This is a genomic window from Rhizobium yanglingense (assembly GCF_977109285.1).
In genome coordinates this window covers 1,730,667-1,748,294 of record NZ_CDSAWY010000005.1, presented here as the reverse complement: position 1 = coordinate 1,748,294, position 17,628 = coordinate 1,730,667, and the positions used below count along the sequence as shown (strand labels likewise).

Here is a 17,628-nt window from a genome sequence, read left to right as displayed (position 1 = left end):
AGCGCTTGAAGCGGGAAGGCTACCGGGACGTGGCATGCGCCAGCAATGGACGGGAGGCGCTCGAAATGCTGGCAACGAGACCGTTCGACCTCGTGCTGCTCGACATTACGATGCCGGAAATGGACGGCTACCAGGTGCTCGAGCACCTGAAAGCCGACACAACGCTGCGCAACATTCCGGTTGTCATGATATCGGCGGTCGATGAGATCGACAATGTGGCGCGCTGCATCAGCCTCGGTGCCGAGGACTATCTGGCAAAACCGTTCAACGCGGTTCTGCTGCGTGCCCGCGTGGCCGCGTGCCTGGAAAAGAAGAGGCTGCGCGACCAAGAGGCGGTCTATACGCAGCAAATCGAAAACGAAAAGCGCCGAGCCGACGAGCTTCTGTACGCCATCCTGCCCGCCGGCGCGGTGCGTGAGCTCAAAGCGACCAATGAGGTCCGGCCCCGCCGCTACAACGAAGTCGCGGTGCTATTTTGTGATGTCGTTGGCTTCACAGCCTATTGCGATGAGAACCCGCCAGAGAAAGTGGTGGAGGATCTTCAGGCGCTGATCGGCGAATACGAACGAATCGTCCGTCAGCATGGGATGGAGAAGATCAAGACTATCGGCGACGCCTTTATGGCTACGGCCGGCCTGTTTGATCCGCATGCCAGATCCGGTTTTTGCCAGCTTGCAATGCGGACTCGACATGGTGACGCGCATCACGCCGCATCGAGCCCAAATGGGAGGTGCGATGTCGGCGTTCAATTCGGTCCGGTTGTGGCCGGAATCATCGGGCACCGGCAGTACGTGTTCGACCTGTGGGGCGACACGGTGAATATGGCCTCCCGGATCGCAGCCCATGCCAGCCCTGGAACTGTAGCGACCAGCGGGGCCACGTGGCATCGCATTCGCGAGCGGGGTCGCGGGCGCTCACTGGGCTTCGTAGAAATCAAGGGCAAGGGTCGGATTGAACTGATCGAATGCCAGGAACTTCGTTGAGGGGACCCGTACAACCCTTCGCCATGCCGGTCGTCTTGCCAGGCTGAGACGTTCCTGAGCAACGGCAAAGGCATGCTGCTTTCGCGGCAGATATAAAACCGCTGAAGGTCCGGATTGGGCCCCGGAAGCGAAGATTAGTGCCGTTTTGCGTAGCTGGTGACTGTGACCCAAAACCGAGGCGCAACGTGGGATCCACGGTCGCTCACGATCGGAAAAACAGACGAATTGCGAGTCCACTAAGCCTTTGATATCATGTGATAATCAAGATTCAAAGCCAGTTCTCGCTAAATCATCTTTAATCCTTGTGTTTCTGGGTGGTTCGGGTCGCGTTTGACGCGATATGTTTGTCGTCCGTGACGTCGGTTCGATCACTCGTCGGGTTAGTCACCATATGTCCCCGGCGCCGGGCGCGTCTCACCTCGGCCGGCGGATGGCCCGCACTTTGCCGCTGCTTCCGCCGCCGCAGAAGAGCTGATCGCCGCCATCGGATTCGAGACCGGAGACGGCCACACCGGCCGGCATAGCGAGGACTTCCAGGACCTCTCCCGTTTCAGGGTCGATTTGCCTGACCTCGCTCTCGTCACCTTCCCAGGTGGCGTGCCAGAGTTCGCCGTCGACCCAGGTGACCCCCGTGACGAAGCGGCTGGACTCGATGGTGCGGAGAATCGCTCCTGTCTCGGGATCAATCTGATGGATCTTGCGGTCCCGGTATTGCCCCACCCAGAGCGTGCCCTCGGCCCAGGCAAGGCCAGAGTCGCCGCCGCCGGGCGACGGGATCGTGGCGAGCACGCGGCCGGTCTTCGGGTCGATCTTCTGGATGCGGTCCTCGGCAATCTGAAACAGGTGCTCGCCGTCGAAGGCGGTCCCTGCATGCGCGGCAACATCAACAGAGCGCACCGTCTCTCCGCTCGCGGGGTCGAGGGCGTTCAGTTTGTCTCCGGACGCAAACCAGACGTGCCGGCCGTCGAAGGTGACGCCGTGCACCTGCTCGGCACCGGGAAAAGGTCCATATTCACGGAGAATTTCGGCTGCGGATCTTTTCATGATTCCACCCTGTCGTTTCAGGTTTTCAACTCAGCTCAGGCCCTGATCTTAATCACCCGGCAGCGCACCGGGGAGTAACAAGATTGTCGGGAATCCCGGTACAGGCGGGGTCATCCAGCGACGCGCCCGCCCGCGACCATAAGACTGCACCTTGCCTGCTGCGGCAAGCTGCTCGAGCGCCCGCTGTACCGTGCGCGGGCTGGCTGCGAGCGCAATCGCAAGTGCTGAGCTCGACCATGACTCGCCGTCGGCGAGAAAGGCGAGCACCGCCGGATGCTGCTCTTCGACGGGCGGCACCAGCACAGCGATCTCGCAAGCTCGGCGCGGCGCCAACGCAAAGCCTCGCTTCGTCGCCTTCACATCTGCAAGCGTCCGGATTTCCGCGCGCAGCCGCCCGATCTCGACCCGCAGTCGCGCGCGATGGGATTCATCGGCATGTTTTCCCCGGAATGCGCGTGCGATGAGCGTGCCCCTCGGCACGTCTCCAGGCCAGGCTTCGCCCAGCGCACGGGCAAGCGCGAACAATACCGGGCGCGTCGCGAGCGGGACGGCCAGCCGCTCGTCCCGCACGATATTCCGGCACGCGTCCACAACAAGCGCACCGGACGCCGGGAGCGCTTCGATCTCCTCGAGCAGGAGGGGGCGTTCCTCACCACGCGCAATCAGGCGCGCTGCGGGCGTTATCAGGAGGAGGGATGCTCGTTCTACCTCCGCCATGAGCGCAGGGATGTCTGCCTCGCTCGCGGCGTGCCTTGCCCGCGTGAGAGCCTCGCGCGCCGCTTTCGTCTGGAGACGCCGAATGGCGATCCCCGCAACCACCAACTCATGGGCGGCCCTCGACGCGGGCGGGAGTGGTGCTGCGTCGAGCGTAGCCAGCATACGCTCAGCCTCGTCAAGGCGGCCGATCAGCAGCAGGCGCCGGACCTCCACATTCCGTGCATGGGCGGCATTGATGCGGTCGCCGTGGGCTTCGAGGGTCGCCCGCGCTGCATCGAGCGCCTTCGCAGGCCAGGTGAGATCGCGCGAGACGAGTGCGATCTCGGCCTCGGCGACGACACACCTTGCGCGCGCCACCGCCTCCTTGCGGCCGAACGCGCGCGCCGCACTCTTGAGGAGAGCCGTGGCACGGACGAGATCGCCGAGCTGTGCCATCGCAATACCCCTGAGCGCAAGCGCTGGCGCGTCGTCGCGCAGGGCGACCCGCTTCAACGCGCCGAGGGGATCGCCTGCGGCAAGGGCGCGTGCCGCGGCAGTGATCAGCGAGTCCATCGGAATCCCGTCACACTTGTAACTCCCACCATTCGATATCCGGCCCTAGTCTATTCACGACCAGCAAGCAACACGCCGCACCGAAAATGAGACGGCGACAGACAGCCATTGGAGAAGAACGATGACGGCACATGTAACCGGAACACGCGAAGAGTGGTTGTCGGCACGGCTCGACCTGCTCAAGGATGAAAAGGAGCTGACACGGCGCAGCGACGCATTGGCGTTGCGGCGTCAGGAATTGCCCTGGGTTCGGATCGACAAGGAATACCGGTTCGAGACCGAAGAAGGGAGCGCCAAGCTGGTGGATCTTTTCAGGGGCCGCTCGCAGCTTCTCGTCTATCACTTCATGTTCGGCCCCGACTATGCAGCCGGCTGCCCGTCCTGCTCTTCGATCGCCGATGGATTCAACGGCATTGTCGTCCATCTCGAGAGCCACGATGTCGCCTTCTCGGCGGTCTCACGCGCACCGCTCGCAAAGCTGCAGGGATTCAAGCGGCGGATGGGCTGGACCTTTCCCTGGGCGTCGTCGAACGGTGGCGACTTCAACCGTGACTTCGGCGTCTGGTTCACGGAAGAGCAGCAGCGCGAGGGCAGCATAGAATACAATTTCCATCGCGAGCCGCCAGCACCTGAGCCGCTCGCAGGAAAAACCGTTCAGGAATGGCAGGTGCGTGGCAGCGAGGGGCCGGTCGCGCAGATCGCAGCCATGACCGGAACCGACGTTGCCACATATACGCGCGACAGGCCGGGCCTCAGTGCCTTCGTGCTCGACGATGGCATCGTCTACCATACCTATTCCAGCTATGCGCGCGGTCTGGACGGCCTGTGGGGTATGTACCAATGGCTCGACCGTGCTCCTATGGGGCGCAACGAGCACGACGTCTGGTGGCGCCACCACGACAAGTACGACAAGCAATTTCGCCGGGGAGGTCACACCGATGATTGCTGCTCGGCGTGAAACTTTGGGCTCCTCCGGCGAAAGCGGCCACCTGGCGGCTCTCGGTGCCGCCGATTGTCTATCCCTCGCGGCGGCCCCGACCTTCGCGGTCATGGCGCTGTTGACGTCGGTTTCTGGCGGTACGGACATGATCTGCTTTGCCGGGTCTCATACGTCACCGCTGACCGGAATGGTCCCGATGTACTTGCTGATGAGCGCGTTTCATTTGGCGCCCTGGCTGAAGCTGATCTCCAGCCGGCGAAGCGGAACCTGTCGTCCCGATCCGGCTTTCGCCCCGCAAAGCACCAACAAACAGGAGAATAACGATGCAGAATCAAGTCGTCTCGCACGAGGAATGGCTGAAGGTGCGCCTTGACCTGCTCACTGCCGAGAAGGAATTCACGCGCCGGCGTGATGCGCTGACGCGCCGCCGCATGGCGTTGCCCTGGGAGCGCGTGGAGAAGTCCTATCAGTTCGAGGGGCCGGACGGCGCCCTCTCGTTCGCCGATCTCTTCGATGGGCGTTCTCAACTGATCGTCTATCACTTCATGCTCGGCCCTGACTGGGAGGATGCGTGCAAGTCATGCTCCTTCTGGGCAGACAATTTCAATGGCATCCCGATGCATCTCAATCATCGCGACGTGACATTCACGTCGGTCCCGCGTGCTCCACTGGCCAAGATTGAAGCCTACAAGAAGCGCATGGGCTGGAGTTTCCCATGGGTGTCGTCCCACGGCAGCGATTTCAATTTCGACTATCATGTTTCGTTCACCCCGGAAGAGGTCGCCAAGGGCGAGGCGTACTACAACTACCAACCGGGCCGCGCGATAACTGGCTCAGAAGAGGAAGGGATCAGCGTCTTCTATAAGGACGAGCGAGGCCAGGTGTTCCACACCTATTCCTGCTATGAGCGGGGCATCGACATGGTCAATGGCGCCTACCAGTACCTCGACCTCGTGCCGAAAGGCCGTGGTGAGGACGGTTTAAACTACCCGATGGAGTGGCTACGCCGGCACGATCAGTATTGATCCGACGCAAAAGATGCGGCGCCCGGTGGCATAAGCAGCAATCATCTGGCGCTGCCATCGCAAGCGGTGGCCGGTGCCCTTGTTGCGGGTGAGCGTTTGCCTACATGCTGTCTCACGCCAAGCGGGACATCCCCCGTCCATTCTGCGCCTCAAACGGGGCAGGCAATAGCAACCAACCACAGGAGAGACCAATGCAAGAGGCCCTTGTCGTTCGTCGCGAGACGCATATCCCGGCGCCGCCCTCGGCGGTGTTTGCCCTGTTGACAGATCCAGAGAAAATCCTGCGCTGGATGGGTACCGAGGCGGAGATCGAGCCGCAGCCTGGGGGGATCTATCTGGTCAACGTCACCGGCGCTCGCTTCGCCCGCGGCTCCTTTCGCGAGGTGGTGCCGGTGCACCGTTTGGCCTACAGCTTCGGCTGGGACGGCAGCGAAATCGTGCCGCCGGGGTCGAGCCTGGTCGAGATCGACCTGATCGAGCAGCCGGACGGGACGCTGCTGCGCCTGACCCACACTGGCCTGCCCAACGCCGAACAATGCGCCGGCCACGCGGAAGGCTGGGCTCACTACCTCGGCCGGCTGGTCGAGGTGGCAGCCGGACGCGACCCGGGCCCGGATCCGATGCATGGCAGATATGACTGAATTCAGCTCCCGAAACGCCCGCCTTGAGGCGATTACCAGGCAACGGTCAGCCGTCCGGAGCTTCGTCCGAGGGGTCGCCTCTCCTCGATGACGTCTTGTCGCGGAATGTCCTCCGACAAGGGCAGGCGGACATGGCGTCGCCACGGCGTGGATGACAGCCTCCGGCCCCCGTGGCATGATCGCGGCATGGATCTGCCCGCCCCCCTCACCTGGCTGGTCGACGAGGCTGGCGCCTCATCCGACCCCGAATTGTTCCTGGCCGAGCTCGGCGGCCGGTTGCTGGCCGACGGCCTGCCGCTGGCCGGCGCAGCCCTGACGCTTGCCGTGCCGCATCCGATCATCGCCCGCCGCACCTGGTTATGGCGGGCCGAAACCGGGGTAGTGATCGAGGCGCTCGGCTTTGCCGGCGGTCCGCCCGGTCAGGCCGGACACGGCTGGCTTGCCGGACTTGGCCCCGTGCTGGAGGAGACGGTTGGCCCGGCTCCGGACAGCCCGGTGCTGGGCTGGGCCGGGTGCCGACCATTCGATCCCGCCGAGGCCTACCGGCTGCGACAGGCCTCGCGCTTTGCCGCCGCACCCCTGGCGGCGTTGGCCGCACGGGCGGCGCTGGCAACGCTGCTCGAGGCTTATCTCGGCCGACGCAGCGCCGCGCAGGTGCAGGCCGGCGCGCTCTGCCGGGGTGCCGGCGAGACCATCCGCGCCGCATTGCTCTGCGCCGATCTGCGCGATTTCACAGCGCTGTCCGAAGCGACAGAGCCCTCCGTCATGATCACCGCCCTCGACGCCTGGTTCGACCGCGTCACGGGGGCGGTACATGCTTTCGGGGGCGAAGTGCTGAAGTTCATCGGCGACGGCGTGCTGGCGATCTTCCCGACCGCCGGCGCGCCGGGCGAGGCTTGCGAGGCGGCGCTGCGCGCGGTCGCCGCCGCCCGCGCCGGCATGGCTCATCTCGATGCGACGCGGCAGGCGCAGGGCCTGCCATCGCTGCCCTTCGGCATGGCACTGCATTTCGGAGAGATGCTATGGGGCAATATCGGCGCGGCCGACCGGCTGGACTTTACCGCCATCGGCCCCGCGGTCAACCTGGTCAGCCGGCTCGAAGGGCTCTGCAAGCCCCTTGGTCACAGCGTGCTCATCTCGGGCGCTGTCGCCAAGGAGACGGCAACGGCCTTGATCCCCTTGGGCGAACACGCATTGCGCGGCATCGCTGATCCCTGCGCGGTCTTCACCCTGCCGGAGGATTGAAAACCGCTCAATCCTCGGTCACGGCCCAATTGTCATTCGGATTGAACCGCTCGATGCCAGACGCGAGCTTATCCGTGCCTTCTCCGAGATCCGCCTGATAGACGATGTCGTTGCGGTTGACCACGAAGGTGTGGATGCCGGTTTCACCGTATGTCACCGGCCAGGCGACGAGGCCGAAACCGGCGATCATGTTTCCGTTGATGGTATAGTCATAGGCGCCGCCGGCGATGTTGGCGCTCTGCCGCTTGAGTATCTTGAAGTAGCCGTAATAGCCCCTGTCCTCCGTTGCCTTCTGAAGTTCCGACTGATCGTCAATGCTCGCCATACGAAGCCTGCCTGCGCCCGCTGACACAGGCGCCGAGGCAAAAAAGCCTTCACCGCAACGCGGATGAAGGTTACAGCAGTCCATCGCTGACGATCATGCACTGGACTTGAGCCTATGACCGATACTGTTACCGAACGCTTCCTTCGATATGTCGTTATTGACACGCAATCGGATCTGACGTCGTCGACGCAGCCTTCCACCGACAAGCAGAAAAACCTCGGCCGTGTGCTGGTCGAGGAACTGCTGGCAATCGGGCTTTCGGATGCGCATCTCGACGAACACGGCTATGTCTATGCGACCATTCCGTCCAATGTGGACAAGCCAGTGCCGGTGATCTGCTTCTGTTCGCATATGGATACGGCACCGGACTTCACCGGAACGAATGTCAAGCCGCAAATCGTGCGGAACTACAGCGGCGGCGACATTCGGCTTTCAGGCGATCCGCAGCAGATCATTCGCGTCGGCGACAATCCGGCGCTGAACGACCAGATCGGCAACGACATCATCACCACCGACGGTACGACGCTGCTCGGGGCCGACGACAAGGCCGGCATTGCCGAGATCATGACGGCAGCGCAAATCCTGGTCGACAATCCGGATATCAGGCACGGGACGATCAAGATCCTCTTCACGCCGGACGAGGAAATCGGCCGTGGCGTCGACAAGGTCGACCTTGAAAAGCTCGGCGCCCGGTTTGCCTACACCATGGATGGCGAGACGGCAGGGCATATCGAAGACGAGACCTTCTCCGCCGATGGCGTCGAGATCACTATTCAAGGTGTGGCCATCCATCCTGGATTCGCCAAGGGAAAGATGGAGAACGCCATCAAGATCGCCGGCGCGATCATCAGCCGGCTGCCGAAGAACGTGGCACCAGAGACGACCGAAGGCAGAGAGGGATTCGTTCACCCGACGGGCGTCACAGGCTCGATGGAAAAGGCAGCCCTCAACCTTCATTGTTCGTGACTTCAATGACGATGGCCTCGCAGCCAAGGAAGCCATGCTGGAGAGCATCATAAACGAAGTCATGGCGGACTATCCCGGCTCCTCCTACGGCTTCAAAGTCAAGCCGCAATATCGCAACATGAAGGCCATCCTCGACCGCCATCCGGAAATTATCGAGAACGCCGTCGAGGCAATCCGGCGCGCCGGAATGGAGCCGGTGCGCGGCAGCATCCGCGGCGGGACCGATGGTTCGCGGCTTTCGTTCATGAACCTGCCCTGCCCCAATATCTTTGCAGGCGGCCACGCCTTCCACTCGCCGCTCGAATGGGTCAGCCGACAAGATATGGAGAAAGCGGTCAAGACGATCGTCGAACTGGCGAAAATCTGGGAAGAGCGCGCTTAAGCGCGCGCGCTTATTGCTCTCTGCTCAACTGCGCAGGCCAGGCGCCTCATGACCGGTGCGCGCCACGTATTCCGTGTAGCCGCCGCTATACTGATGAATACCGTCGGGGGTGAGTTCCAGCACCCGATTGGACGAAGCGCCCAGGAAGCGCCGGTCGTGCGAAACGAACAGCATCGTGCCTTCGTACTCGGACAACGCCTTGATGAGCATTTCCTTGGTGTCCAGATCCAGGTGGTTTGTCGGCTCGTCCAGCACAAGGAGGTTCGGCGGATCGAAGAGCATCATTGCCATGACGAGCCGCGCCTTCTCGCCGCCCGAGAGCACCCGGCATTTCTTCTCGACGTCGTCGCCGGAAAATCCGAAGCAGCCCGCCAGCGCGCGCAATGAGCCCTGCCCCGCTTGCGGGAACTTATCTTCCAGCGACTGAAGTACGGTGCGGTCGCCGTCCAAGAGATCCATGGCGTGCTGCGCGAAATATCCCATCTTGACGCTGGCACCGAGAGCGACGTTGCCTTCATCCGGCTCCGCCGAACCCGCAACAAGCTTCAGAAGCGTAGACTTTCCGGCGCCATTGATGCCCATGATGCACCAGCGCTCGCGCCGCCGCACCATGAAATCCAGCCCCTCGTAGATGGTTCGGCTGCCGTATTTCTTGTGCACGTTCTTCAGGCTGATGACATCTTCACCCGAGCGCGGTGCCGGCAGAAACTCGAATGAGACGACCTGGCGGCGCTTGGGCGGTTCCACCCGGTCGATCTTCTCCAGCTTCTTCACACGGCTCTGTACCTGCGAAGCATGCGAGGCGCGGGCCTTGAAGCGCTCGATGAACTTGATTTCCTTGGCGAGCATCGCCTGCTGGCGCTCGAACTGTGCCTGCTGCTGCTTCTCGTTCTGGGCGCGCTGCTGCTCGTAAAAGGCATAGTCGCCGGAATAGCTGTTCAAGTTGCCGCCATCGATCTCGACAATCTTGGTGACGATGCGATTCATGAACTCGCGGTCGTGCGAGGTCATCAGCAGCGCGCCGTCATAACCTTTCAGGAACTCCTCCAGCCAGATAAGGCTTTCCAGATCCAGATGGTTGCTCGGCTCATCAAGCAGCATAACGTCAGGACGCATCAGGAGAATTCGGGCAAGGGCTACACGCATCTTCCAGCCGCCGGACAGTGCGCCCACGTCGCCGTCCATCATTTCCTGGCTGAAGCTGAGACCGGCCAGAACTTCGCGCGCGCGTCCTTCCAGGGCATAGCCGTCCAGCTCCTCATAGCGCGCCTGGACCTCGCCGTAGCGATCGATGATCCTGTCCATGTCGTCGGCCTGCTCGGGGTCCGACATGGCAGCCTCGAGCTCTCGCAATTCGGCAGCAACGATGCTCACGGGGCCGGCGCCGTCCATCACCTCGGATACGGCGCTGCGGCCCTCCATCTCGCCGACATCCTGATTGAAATAGCCGATGGTGACGCCCTTATCGACGGATACCTGCCCCTCGTCGGGGTGCTCCGCCTGTGTGATCATCCGGAAAAGGGTCGTCTTGCCGGCACCGTTCGGACCGACGAGGCCGACCTTGTCGCCTCTGTTGAGCGCTGCGGTCGCCTCGATGAAGAGGATGCGGTGGCTGTTCTGCTTGCTGATGTTTTCGATACGAATCATATGCGATAAGGACCCAGAAAAGTTTTTCGGAGGCCTTATGCCACGGGGCGGCGAGGCTGTCGCAGGTTTTTCCGCATTAAGATCTGTTTCGGGGGTCGCGGCTGATGCCGGATGACATCGCGCCCTATCGACGCAAAAAACCCGGCGCCACGACGCCGGGTTTTTCAAACATCTCATTTCGTCGCACTATTCGCGGCGCATCAGGCGCATGACGAGCGACACGACGAACAGCACCAGGAATATGAAGAAAAGAACCTGTGCTATGGAAGCCGAAGCGCCTGCGATCCCGCCAAATCCGAGGACGCCGGCGATCAGGGCTACGACGAGAAATACCAAAGCGTAGTACAGCATGGTGAACTCCTCTTTCGATTCTGATCTATCAACGGCTACCCTTGGCAATTGGTTCCAGAACGCCTGGTTTCAGGGCATCAGCCGAACTGGAGGATGCCCTGATGCGTGCGGTCGCCTTCGTCGGGGGCGGGTGGCTCTGCTGCTTCGAGATAGAACTTCACGGGCGCAGTCAGCACGAACCAGATGCATGCGCCAGCCATGAACGCCGATCCGATGGGATCATCAATGCGCGTCACGAATGGCAGTCCGGCCGAGGCGAAGAGAACGGTCATCCGCAAAGACCATTCCGCCTCACGCTTGTTGATCGCTCGGGCTCGGAGAGATTTGTAACGCCGGGCATCATAGCCGCTCCTTCCCACCCTTGCGGAGGAAGCCAGCTTCCAGATGGACGGCAGAGCCAGCATGAACAATGCCGCAAGGCTGAGGACAAGAGGCTGTCCAGAGAGATTGTACCGGCTTGCGATTGCCAGGAACGAAAGCGCCGCGAGGTTCCACACCGGCTCCAAACGCTCCGGATGCTGCGCCGTGTAGACATGCCAAACCCGCAGCGTACGCGCCGCGCCGGAAAGCAGCGGCTCGTCGATATAACGATTGATCCAATCCATACTGAAACGCCGGTCCCTGTCGTATCGAGATGATCGGCAACACCATGCAATCTGGTCATCATGATGGCGGGACGGCGATCATGCCGTCAATTTTGACCTGAGGCCATCGACGATTTCCTGCATCCGGTCTGCCGGGGCATGGCCGATCAACATGAAGGCATGGCTCCGGCTGGACCAGTAGATGATGTTCATGCCCTCGCGGCCTTCGATGTCCGGCGCCTTTTCACCCTTGTCCGAGCCGATGATGCAGAGCGCCATCGGGCCGGTCTCGGGATCAAGGTAGGCAATCTGGGCAAGCGGTCTTTCGTCATATTCCAGGAGCAGCACGCGCTTAAAGTCTACCCCTGGCAACGCAACCATCCTGGGGGAAAGTGCAAGCCCGAGCTTTCGGTCGATCTGGGCAAGCTGAACGCTCTGCACATCGGCAGGCGGAACGGGACCTGCCAGCGTGTCCGACGTGTAGAGCGAGATATATTCGGCGACGACAGCGCGCCATTCGGCGCCCTCGTCCTTCGAAAGGCTGTGGCTGATGCCGAGGTAGGCGCGGTCTGCAATGACACCCACGACCACCGAAGCGGCAAGCGCGCCGAGAAAGCCGCGGCGGCTCGCAAAGCTTGAGCCCCTACTTTCCCGCTGTGTGGGGATTGCGGCAAGCATCGTTTCGAGGCTCGCCCGCGGCGCGGCAGCGAGAAGCGGGGTGAAGGCCTCCTTGAACGGCAGGTTGCTGTGGGACAGGAATTCCAACCTGGCGGCTACGCGTTCGTCGGCATTGGCGAGCGCTTCGATGCGCGCAGCATCCTGCGACGGCAGTTCGCCGTCGATGAAGGCCGTCAGTTCTTCGTCAGAGGGTATGTTGATATCGTTGCTCATTGCCGTCCCTCGTCCGAAATGGCTCCGCAAAGGGTCGCGCGTGCTGCCGCCAGCCGGCTCATCACGGTTCCGATCGGTATGGCCAATACATCCGCCACCTCGCGATAGGAGAGCCCTTCCACGTAGGCGAGGAAGACGGCACTGCGCTGTGCTTCCGGCAGCGCGTCCACCTGCAGCAGCACCTGATTTGCCATGACATGCATTTCGGTGTCGCGGGCTCCGTCGAAGACCAGTGCTTCCTCCGGATCAGCCAAGCCCTTGCCCTGGCGGACCTTGCGGGAGCGGACCTCGTTCAGCCAGATCGAATGCAGGATCGAAAACAGCCAGCGATCGAGCCGCGTCCCCTGTTCGAATTGCCCGCCGCGTTCCAGCGCCCGGACACAGGTCTGCTGGACGAGGTCATCGGCCACATCGCGCTGCCGCGAGAGCACGAGACCATAACGCCAGAGCCTGGCAAGGTTCTCTGTCAGGCCTTTCCTGATGTCCGCTTCGCTCGCGATGGCCGCCTCCGCCCCAGTTCGTCTTCCGGGGATCGCCAGCCGAAGCGGCAATCCCGTTTCCAGGCGACTATAGGCAGGAAATGTGGCGCGCGCGACCGGCATTCGACTATCCCTCCTTGCCGCCACGCGCCGCCTCTTTTCAGATCTTCGATGGATCGAGGATTACGGCGTTGAGGTCCTGGTATTCCTCGCAACCCGTGCCGCAGATCGCCTTGATCATGTTCAACTGCTCCTTGGCCAGATCGATGCGGCCTTTGACGACGTAGGCTTCGCCGAGATATTCACGAACCTTCGCATATTGGGGATCGAGCTTGACCGACTGAAGGTAATAGGAGATGCCTTCGTCCGTGCGACCGAGCTTACGGGTGGCGTAGCCGCGATAATTCAGCACTTCCGCATTGTTCTGGTCCTTGACGGTATCGAGTATCGCCAGCGCTTCTTCGTAGCGGCCGGCCTTTGCCAGCGAATAGGCATAGTCGGTGCGGTTGTCATCCGTCACATTGGCGCTCTGCTGCTTCACGCATTGCTTCGACCTCTTGTCATAGATCTGACCCTTTTTGCAGGTGGGCGTGTTCGCGCCGCCGCCGCCACCGCCGCCGACTGCGAAGACGGGAGTGGAAAGCATGGAGGCGGCGATGCAGCCGCCGAGGACGAGAGAAGCGATACGGACAATCGTGGTCGTCATGGGATATCTCCGGGAAAATGACCTTGCCGCGAAAGAACACGCCTGCCCGGCATTTTATTCGGACGGCGCAAGGCATTTTTCCATCACCTTTTCGTGACGAAACCGGTACGAATAAATCGCCGTCAGAGGTGTTCTCCGCTTTACCGCCGGGGGCAAAAGGAGAATGCCGTGAACGATACGGTCACATTTCTGAGCCTTGCCATTGCCGTGCCCGAACACATCATCACGCAGGCAGAAGCAGCCGAGGCATCGGCCCGCCTCTTTGCCGGCCGCTTCCAGGACTTTCGGCATCTTGCGAGCGTCTTCGACAATGCGGGCATTACCAAGCGACATGCGGCGCGACCGCTCTCATGGTTCGACGAGCCGCATGGCTGGCAGGACCGGATGGACGCTTATGCCGAGGTCGCAAGCAACCTCTTCATCGAAGCGGCGACCAAGGCACTGCGGCAGGCCGATCTGCAGGCAAGCGACATCGATTGCGTCGTCACCGTCTCCTCCACCGGGTTTACGACGCCGAGCCTCGATGCGCAGCTTGCCGGAAAGATGGGGTTCCGGGCGGATATCGAGCGCGTTCCCGTATTCGGGCTTGGCTGTGCTGCCGGCGTCTCGGGCGTCGGCATCGCGTCGCGTCTGGCGAAGGGCAAACCGGGCAAGACCGTGCTCTTCGTGACGATCGAACTCTGCACCCTTGCCTTCCGGCTGGACGAGCTGACGCGGCCCAATATCATCGCAACCGCACTCTTCGGCGACGGTGCTGCAGCTTGCGTGCTTCGCAATGGTGGAGACGGCATCGCCGAAGTGGAATCTTGCGGCGAACATCTGTTTGCCGACACGCTCGACATTATGGGCTGGAAGATCGACGACACAGGCTTCGGCATCGTACTTGCGCAGTCGCTGCCGCCCTTCGCGGAGACGGAGCTTGGTCCCGCTGTCGACGCGATCCTTGCCCGCAATGGCCTGTCGCGTCGGGATATCGACCGTTTCATATGCCACCCGGGCGGGACCAAGGTGCTGGCGGCAATGGAAAGTGCGCTTTCGCTCGCGCCCGGTTCGCTGGATCACGAGCGCGCGGTGATTTCCGACTATGGCAACATGTCCTCGCCAACCATCCTCTTCGTGCTGGAACGCGCAATCCGCGCCGGTCTGCCCGAGCGCGCTGCGATGATCGCCATGGGACCAGGATTTTCCGCAAGCTGCGTTACGCTGCGGAGGACGGCATGATGCTTGCGTCCATTGCGCTTCTGACCTTCGTCACGATCCAGCGGCTCGGCGAACTTGTTCTCTCCAGGCGCAACACGGCCGCGCTTCTTGCAAAAGGCGCACGCGAGACCGGGGCGGAACATTACCCCTACATGGTCGCCCTGCATGCCGCCTGGATCGGCGGGTTGTGGCTGCTCGCCTCGGACAGGCCGGTGAACCTTGTATGGTTCGGCATCTTCATGCTGCTGCAAATCCTCCGCCTCTGGGTGCTCGCCACCCTCAAGGAGCGGTGGACGACGCGGATCATCGTTCTGCCGGAGGCGCCGCTCGTCCGTAGCGGGCCCTATCGCTACATCCGGCATCCGAATTATGCCATCGTTGCGGGGGAAATCGCGGTCCTGCCGCTTGCCTTCAGCATGCCGCTCTACGCGGCCGCCTTCACCATCTTGAATGCGCTCATGCTTGCAATCCGCATCCGTGCCGAAAATGCCGCACTCAAAACGGCAATGATTTTGAAATAAAATGCGATTTTTCAATTGCGCCATTGCAATCCTAAGGGCATTTTCGTCCCTTGGAATTCAGTGGGCTGCAAGGAAAAATGACCAAGAACGCAATCGTGCTCGGTGCCGGCATCGTCGGTGTTTCGACGGCAATCCATCTGCAACGGCGCGGACGGCAGGTGACGCTGATCGACCGCAAGGATCCCGGCAGCGAGACCTCGTACGGCAATGCCGGACTGATCCAGCGTGAAGGTGTCGTGCCTTACGGCTTTCCCCAACAGATCGGACTGCTGCTGCGCTACGCGTTGAACAACCGCATCGACGCGCACTATCACCTGAAGGCACTCCCGAGCCAGCTCGCCTTCCTCGCCCGATACTGGTGGAACTCCAATGCACGGCGCCATGAGATGATCACCCGTGCCTATGCGCCGCTGATCGAGAACTCGATCCTGGAGCACAAGGACCTGATCGAGGCGTCGCATGCAGAACAGCTGATCCGCAAGGATGGCTGGATGAAGGTCTTTCGGACCGAGGTAACGCGCGACGAAGAGCTTGCTGAGGCCGAAAGCTGGCAGAAGGAATTCGGCGTCAGCTACGAAACGCTGTCTTCCGCCGACATTGCCCGCATGGAGCCGAGCCTCATGCAGACCTTCGCCGGCGGCATCCGCTGGCGCGATCCCTGGTCGGTCCTTGATCCGCAAGCGCTGACGGCCGCCTACCGCAGCTATTTCGAAAGCCTTGGCGGCCGCTTTGTTGTCGGCGATGCCGTTTCGCTCGGCCAGTCGGGTTCCGGCTGGAAAATCATGACGTCCGAAGGCTCGATCGAGGCAGACGACGCGGTGATGGCGCTCGGTCCTTGGGCTGCGGTTGCGACGAAGCGGCTCGGCTATTCCTTTCCGCTTGGCGTCAAGCGCGGCTACCACATGCACTATGCGGCGCAAGGCAATGCCGTCCTCAACAACTGGACGCTCGATGCCGAGCGCGGCTATTTCCTCGCGCCAATGAACCGCGGCATCAGGCTGACCACCGGTGCGGAATTCGCAGCACTCGACGCGCCGAAGACACCGGTTCAGCTCGACCGCGCAGAAAAAGTCGCCCGTACCGTCTTTCCGCTCGGACGCAGGCTCGATCCGGAGCCGTGGATGGGCGCGCGCCCCTGCACGCCGGACATGATGCCGATCATCGGCAAGGCGCCGCGGCACAACGGCCTGTGGTTCGCCTTCGGGCATGCGCACCACGGCCTGACGCTCGGTCCGGTGACCGGCCGCGTGCTGGCGGAACTGATCACCGGGGGGACGCCGTTCATCGAATATTTCCGCCTATTCGCCGCAGCGCTTCAATCCCTAGCGGCACGACAAGTCGTGGCGGCCTTCATTAGAGCTGTGCTTCGACGGCCGCCTTGTCGATGATCGACCATACCTCATCGATCTTTTCCCGATCGAAGCGATAGAAGACGTTTTCGGTGAAAAAGACTCTCTTTCCGTTGACTGGAAGGCCGAGGAACGTTCCCTTCGGCGTGCAATCGAAAGCCAGCCGGCATGCCATAAGGGGTGGGTCGGACGTCATCAACTGGACGTCAAAACGAAGGTCGGGAATCTCCTCGACATCCCGCTCCAGCATCGCCCGATAGCCTGCCAGGCCAACCCGCCGGCCATTGTGGCGCACATCGTCGCCGACAAAGCGCCCCAGCCGCTGCCAGCCCCGCGCGTTCAGGCAGGCGATGTAGTCGCGATAGATCGCTGAAAGTTCAGCCCTGCTCAAGGCAAGTCCTCCGGGCACTGGATTTCTCTGAGCACTCAAAGATGGCCGCTTCTAAGAGGCCGTCAATAGATCGTGGTCAGGCAACGCCGAGCGGCGCTAGCTTCTTTCTGAGCTTGCTCGGCAATGTCTTCGATCGTGTCATCGATATCCACCGTTACGACCCCTGGCTCGCCGGTCGGCACTTCCAATGTCTCGAGCTGACTTTCAAGCAGGGACGTCGGCATGAAGTGACCCGAGCGATGCCCCATCCGCTCGCTCAGCAGCTCCTTGGAACCTTCGAGATAGACGAAGAAGAGATTGCCGCCGGCCGCGACGCGCAGCCGCTCGCGATAGATGCGCTTCAGCGCCGAGCAGGAGACGATGACGCCATTGCCTTTTCCAAGAGCCGCCTTCATGGCTTCACCGATGAGGTCGAGCCAAGGCATGCGGTCCGCATCGGTCAGTGGAATGCCTTTCGACATCTTCTCGACATTGGATGCCGGATGAAGCTGGTCGCCTTCAATGTAGCGAAGGCTCAGCGCCTCCGCCAGTTTCTCGCCGATTGAGGATTTTCCCGAGCCGCTGACGCCCATGACGATGATTGCATGGGCCTTGTTCGTCCGCTCCGGCATTCGGTCCTCCGTCGTCGCCTGCGTCCGTTCAGTCGAGCGGAAAATGACAGGCGTATTTTTGTTCGCCCTCTCCACTTA

General features: G+C 61.9%; 18 protein-coding genes and 3 pseudogenes. 10 read left to right on the top strand and 11 right to left on the bottom strand.

Annotated elements, in window-relative coordinates:
* The first annotated feature begins 5 nt into the window (after positions 1 to 5).
* Positions 6 to 983, top strand: a complete 978-nt coding sequence (locus ACW4PC_RS18395) for an adenylate/guanylate cyclase domain-containing protein (RefSeq protein ID WP_455874710.1) — start codon at positions 6 to 8, stop codon at positions 981 to 983.
* 414 nt (positions 984 to 1,397) lie between these two features.
* Here ACW4PC_RS18395 and ACW4PC_RS18390 read toward each other — a convergent pair whose 3' ends face one another.
* On the bottom strand, positions 1,398 to 2,027 hold the full coding sequence (locus ACW4PC_RS18390) for a Vgb family protein (RefSeq protein WP_455874709.1): 630 nt from the start codon (positions 2,025 to 2,027) through the stop codon (positions 1,398 to 1,400).
* Positions 2,028 to 2,075: 48 nt separating this feature from the next.
* Positions 2,076 to 3,296, bottom strand: a complete 1,221-nt coding sequence (locus ACW4PC_RS18385) for a helix-turn-helix domain-containing protein (RefSeq protein WP_455874708.1) — start codon at positions 3,294 to 3,296, stop codon at positions 2,076 to 2,078.
* Between the two features lie 121 nt (positions 3,297 to 3,417).
* Between ACW4PC_RS18385 and ACW4PC_RS18380 the strand changes: the two genes are divergently transcribed.
* The 5 genes from ACW4PC_RS18380 (at position 3,418) to ACW4PC_RS18360 (ending at position 7,147) form a co-directional block, all read left to right on the top strand.
* Positions 3,418 to 4,254 carry a DUF899 domain-containing protein gene (locus tag ACW4PC_RS18380; RefSeq protein ID WP_455874707.1) on the top strand — a complete coding sequence of 279 codons (837 nt, stop codon included), beginning with the start codon at positions 3,418 to 3,420 and terminating at the stop codon, positions 4,252 to 4,254.
* Positions 4,235 to 4,609, top strand: a complete 375-nt coding sequence (locus ACW4PC_RS18375) for a hypothetical protein (RefSeq protein ID WP_455874706.1) — start codon at positions 4,235 to 4,237, stop codon at positions 4,607 to 4,609. The genes ACW4PC_RS18380 and ACW4PC_RS18375 overlap by 20 nt, the downstream gene beginning before the upstream one ends.
* Complete coding sequence (locus tag ACW4PC_RS18370; RefSeq protein WP_455874705.1) at positions 4,560 to 5,261, top strand: DUF899 domain-containing protein; 702 nt, start codon at positions 4,560 to 4,562, stop codon at positions 5,259 to 5,261. The genes ACW4PC_RS18375 and ACW4PC_RS18370 overlap by 50 nt, the downstream gene beginning before the upstream one ends.
* 191 nt (positions 5,262 to 5,452) lie before the next feature.
* Complete coding sequence (locus ACW4PC_RS18365; RefSeq protein ID WP_022717253.1) at positions 5,453 to 5,902, top strand: SRPBCC family protein; 450 nt, start codon at positions 5,453 to 5,455, stop codon at positions 5,900 to 5,902.
* A 186-nt stretch (positions 5,903 to 6,088) separates the two neighbouring features.
* Positions 6,089 to 7,147, top strand: coding sequence for an adenylate/guanylate cyclase domain-containing protein (locus ACW4PC_RS18360; protein ID WP_455874704.1), 1,059 nt, complete (start codon positions 6,089 to 6,091; stop codon positions 7,145 to 7,147).
* Positions 7,148 to 7,154: 7 nt separating this feature from the next.
* On the opposite strand, the gene ACW4PC_RS18355 is transcribed toward ACW4PC_RS18360, so the two are convergent.
* Entirely contained in the window at positions 7,155 to 7,472 is a 318-nt protein-coding gene (locus tag ACW4PC_RS18355) for a DUF2950 family protein (RefSeq protein WP_455874703.1), read from the bottom strand.
* 114 nt (positions 7,473 to 7,586) lie between these two features.
* Between ACW4PC_RS18355 and pepT the strand changes: the two are divergent.
* A pseudogene (gene pepT, locus ACW4PC_RS18350) lies at positions 7,587 to 8,820 on the top strand (peptidase T).
* Positions 8,821 to 8,844: 24 nt separating this feature from the next.
* On the opposite strand, the gene ACW4PC_RS18345 reads toward pepT, so the two are convergent.
* From ACW4PC_RS18345 to ACW4PC_RS18320, 6 genes and pseudogenes are all read right to left on the bottom strand, one after another.
* A complete protein-coding gene (locus tag ACW4PC_RS18345) occupies positions 8,845 to 10,467 on the bottom strand; it encodes an ABC-F family ATP-binding cassette domain-containing protein (protein ID WP_455874702.1) in 1,623 nt (540 codons plus the stop codon).
* A gap of 186 nt (positions 10,468 to 10,653) precedes the next feature.
* The gene (locus ACW4PC_RS18340; protein ID WP_022717247.1) at positions 10,654 to 10,818 is read right to left on the bottom strand and encodes a DUF1328 domain-containing protein; all 165 of its coding nucleotides are present in this window, start codon (positions 10,816 to 10,818) and stop codon (positions 10,654 to 10,656) included.
* Between the two features lie 77 nt (positions 10,819 to 10,895).
* Positions 10,896 to 11,485, bottom strand: a pseudogene (locus tag ACW4PC_RS18335) (hypothetical protein).
* 16 nt (positions 11,486 to 11,501) lie between these two features.
* Positions 11,502 to 12,293, bottom strand: a complete 792-nt coding sequence (locus tag ACW4PC_RS18330) for an anti-sigma factor family protein (protein ID WP_455874701.1) — start codon at positions 12,291 to 12,293, stop codon at positions 11,502 to 11,504.
* Entirely contained in the window at positions 12,290 to 12,895 is a 606-nt protein-coding gene (locus ACW4PC_RS18325; protein WP_455874700.1) for an RNA polymerase sigma factor, read from the bottom strand. The genes ACW4PC_RS18330 and ACW4PC_RS18325 overlap by 4 nt, the downstream gene beginning before the upstream one ends.
* A 37-nt stretch (positions 12,896 to 12,932) precedes the next feature.
* Positions 12,933 to 13,478, bottom strand: coding sequence for a tetratricopeptide repeat protein (locus ACW4PC_RS18320; protein WP_455874699.1), 546 nt, complete (start codon positions 13,476 to 13,478; stop codon positions 12,933 to 12,935).
* Between the two features lie 168 nt (positions 13,479 to 13,646).
* Here ACW4PC_RS18320 and ACW4PC_RS18315 point away from each other — a divergent pair, with 168 nt between their 5' ends.
* From ACW4PC_RS18315 to ACW4PC_RS18305, 3 genes and pseudogenes are all read left to right on the top strand, one after another.
* Complete coding sequence (locus ACW4PC_RS18315; protein ID WP_455874698.1) at positions 13,647 to 14,699, top strand: type III polyketide synthase; 1,053 nt, start codon at positions 13,647 to 13,649, stop codon at positions 14,697 to 14,699.
* Positions 14,696 to 15,199 carry an isoprenylcysteine carboxyl methyltransferase family protein gene (locus tag ACW4PC_RS18310; protein WP_455874697.1) on the top strand — a complete coding sequence of 168 codons (504 nt, stop codon included), beginning with the start codon at positions 14,696 to 14,698 and terminating at the stop codon, positions 15,197 to 15,199. The genes ACW4PC_RS18315 and ACW4PC_RS18310 overlap by 4 nt, the downstream gene beginning before the upstream one ends.
* A gap of 77 nt (positions 15,200 to 15,276) precedes the next feature.
* A pseudogene (locus ACW4PC_RS18305) lies at positions 15,277 to 16,525 on the top strand (NAD(P)/FAD-dependent oxidoreductase).
* Positions 16,526 to 16,552: 27 nt separating this feature from the next.
* Here ACW4PC_RS18305 and ACW4PC_RS18300 read toward each other — a convergent pair.
* Both ACW4PC_RS18300 and ACW4PC_RS18295 read right to left on the bottom strand, forming a co-directional pair.
* Positions 16,553 to 16,939 (bottom strand): ester cyclase, encoded by a 387-nt coding sequence (locus tag ACW4PC_RS18300; RefSeq protein WP_455874696.1) that lies wholly within the window; start codon positions 16,937 to 16,939, stop codon positions 16,553 to 16,555.
* Between the two features lie 62 nt (positions 16,940 to 17,001).
* The gene (locus ACW4PC_RS18295; RefSeq protein WP_455874695.1) at positions 17,002 to 17,550 is read right to left on the bottom strand and encodes a gluconokinase; all 549 of its coding nucleotides are present in this window, start codon (positions 17,548 to 17,550) and stop codon (positions 17,002 to 17,004) included.
* Between the last annotated feature and the right edge of the window lie 78 nt (positions 17,551 to 17,628).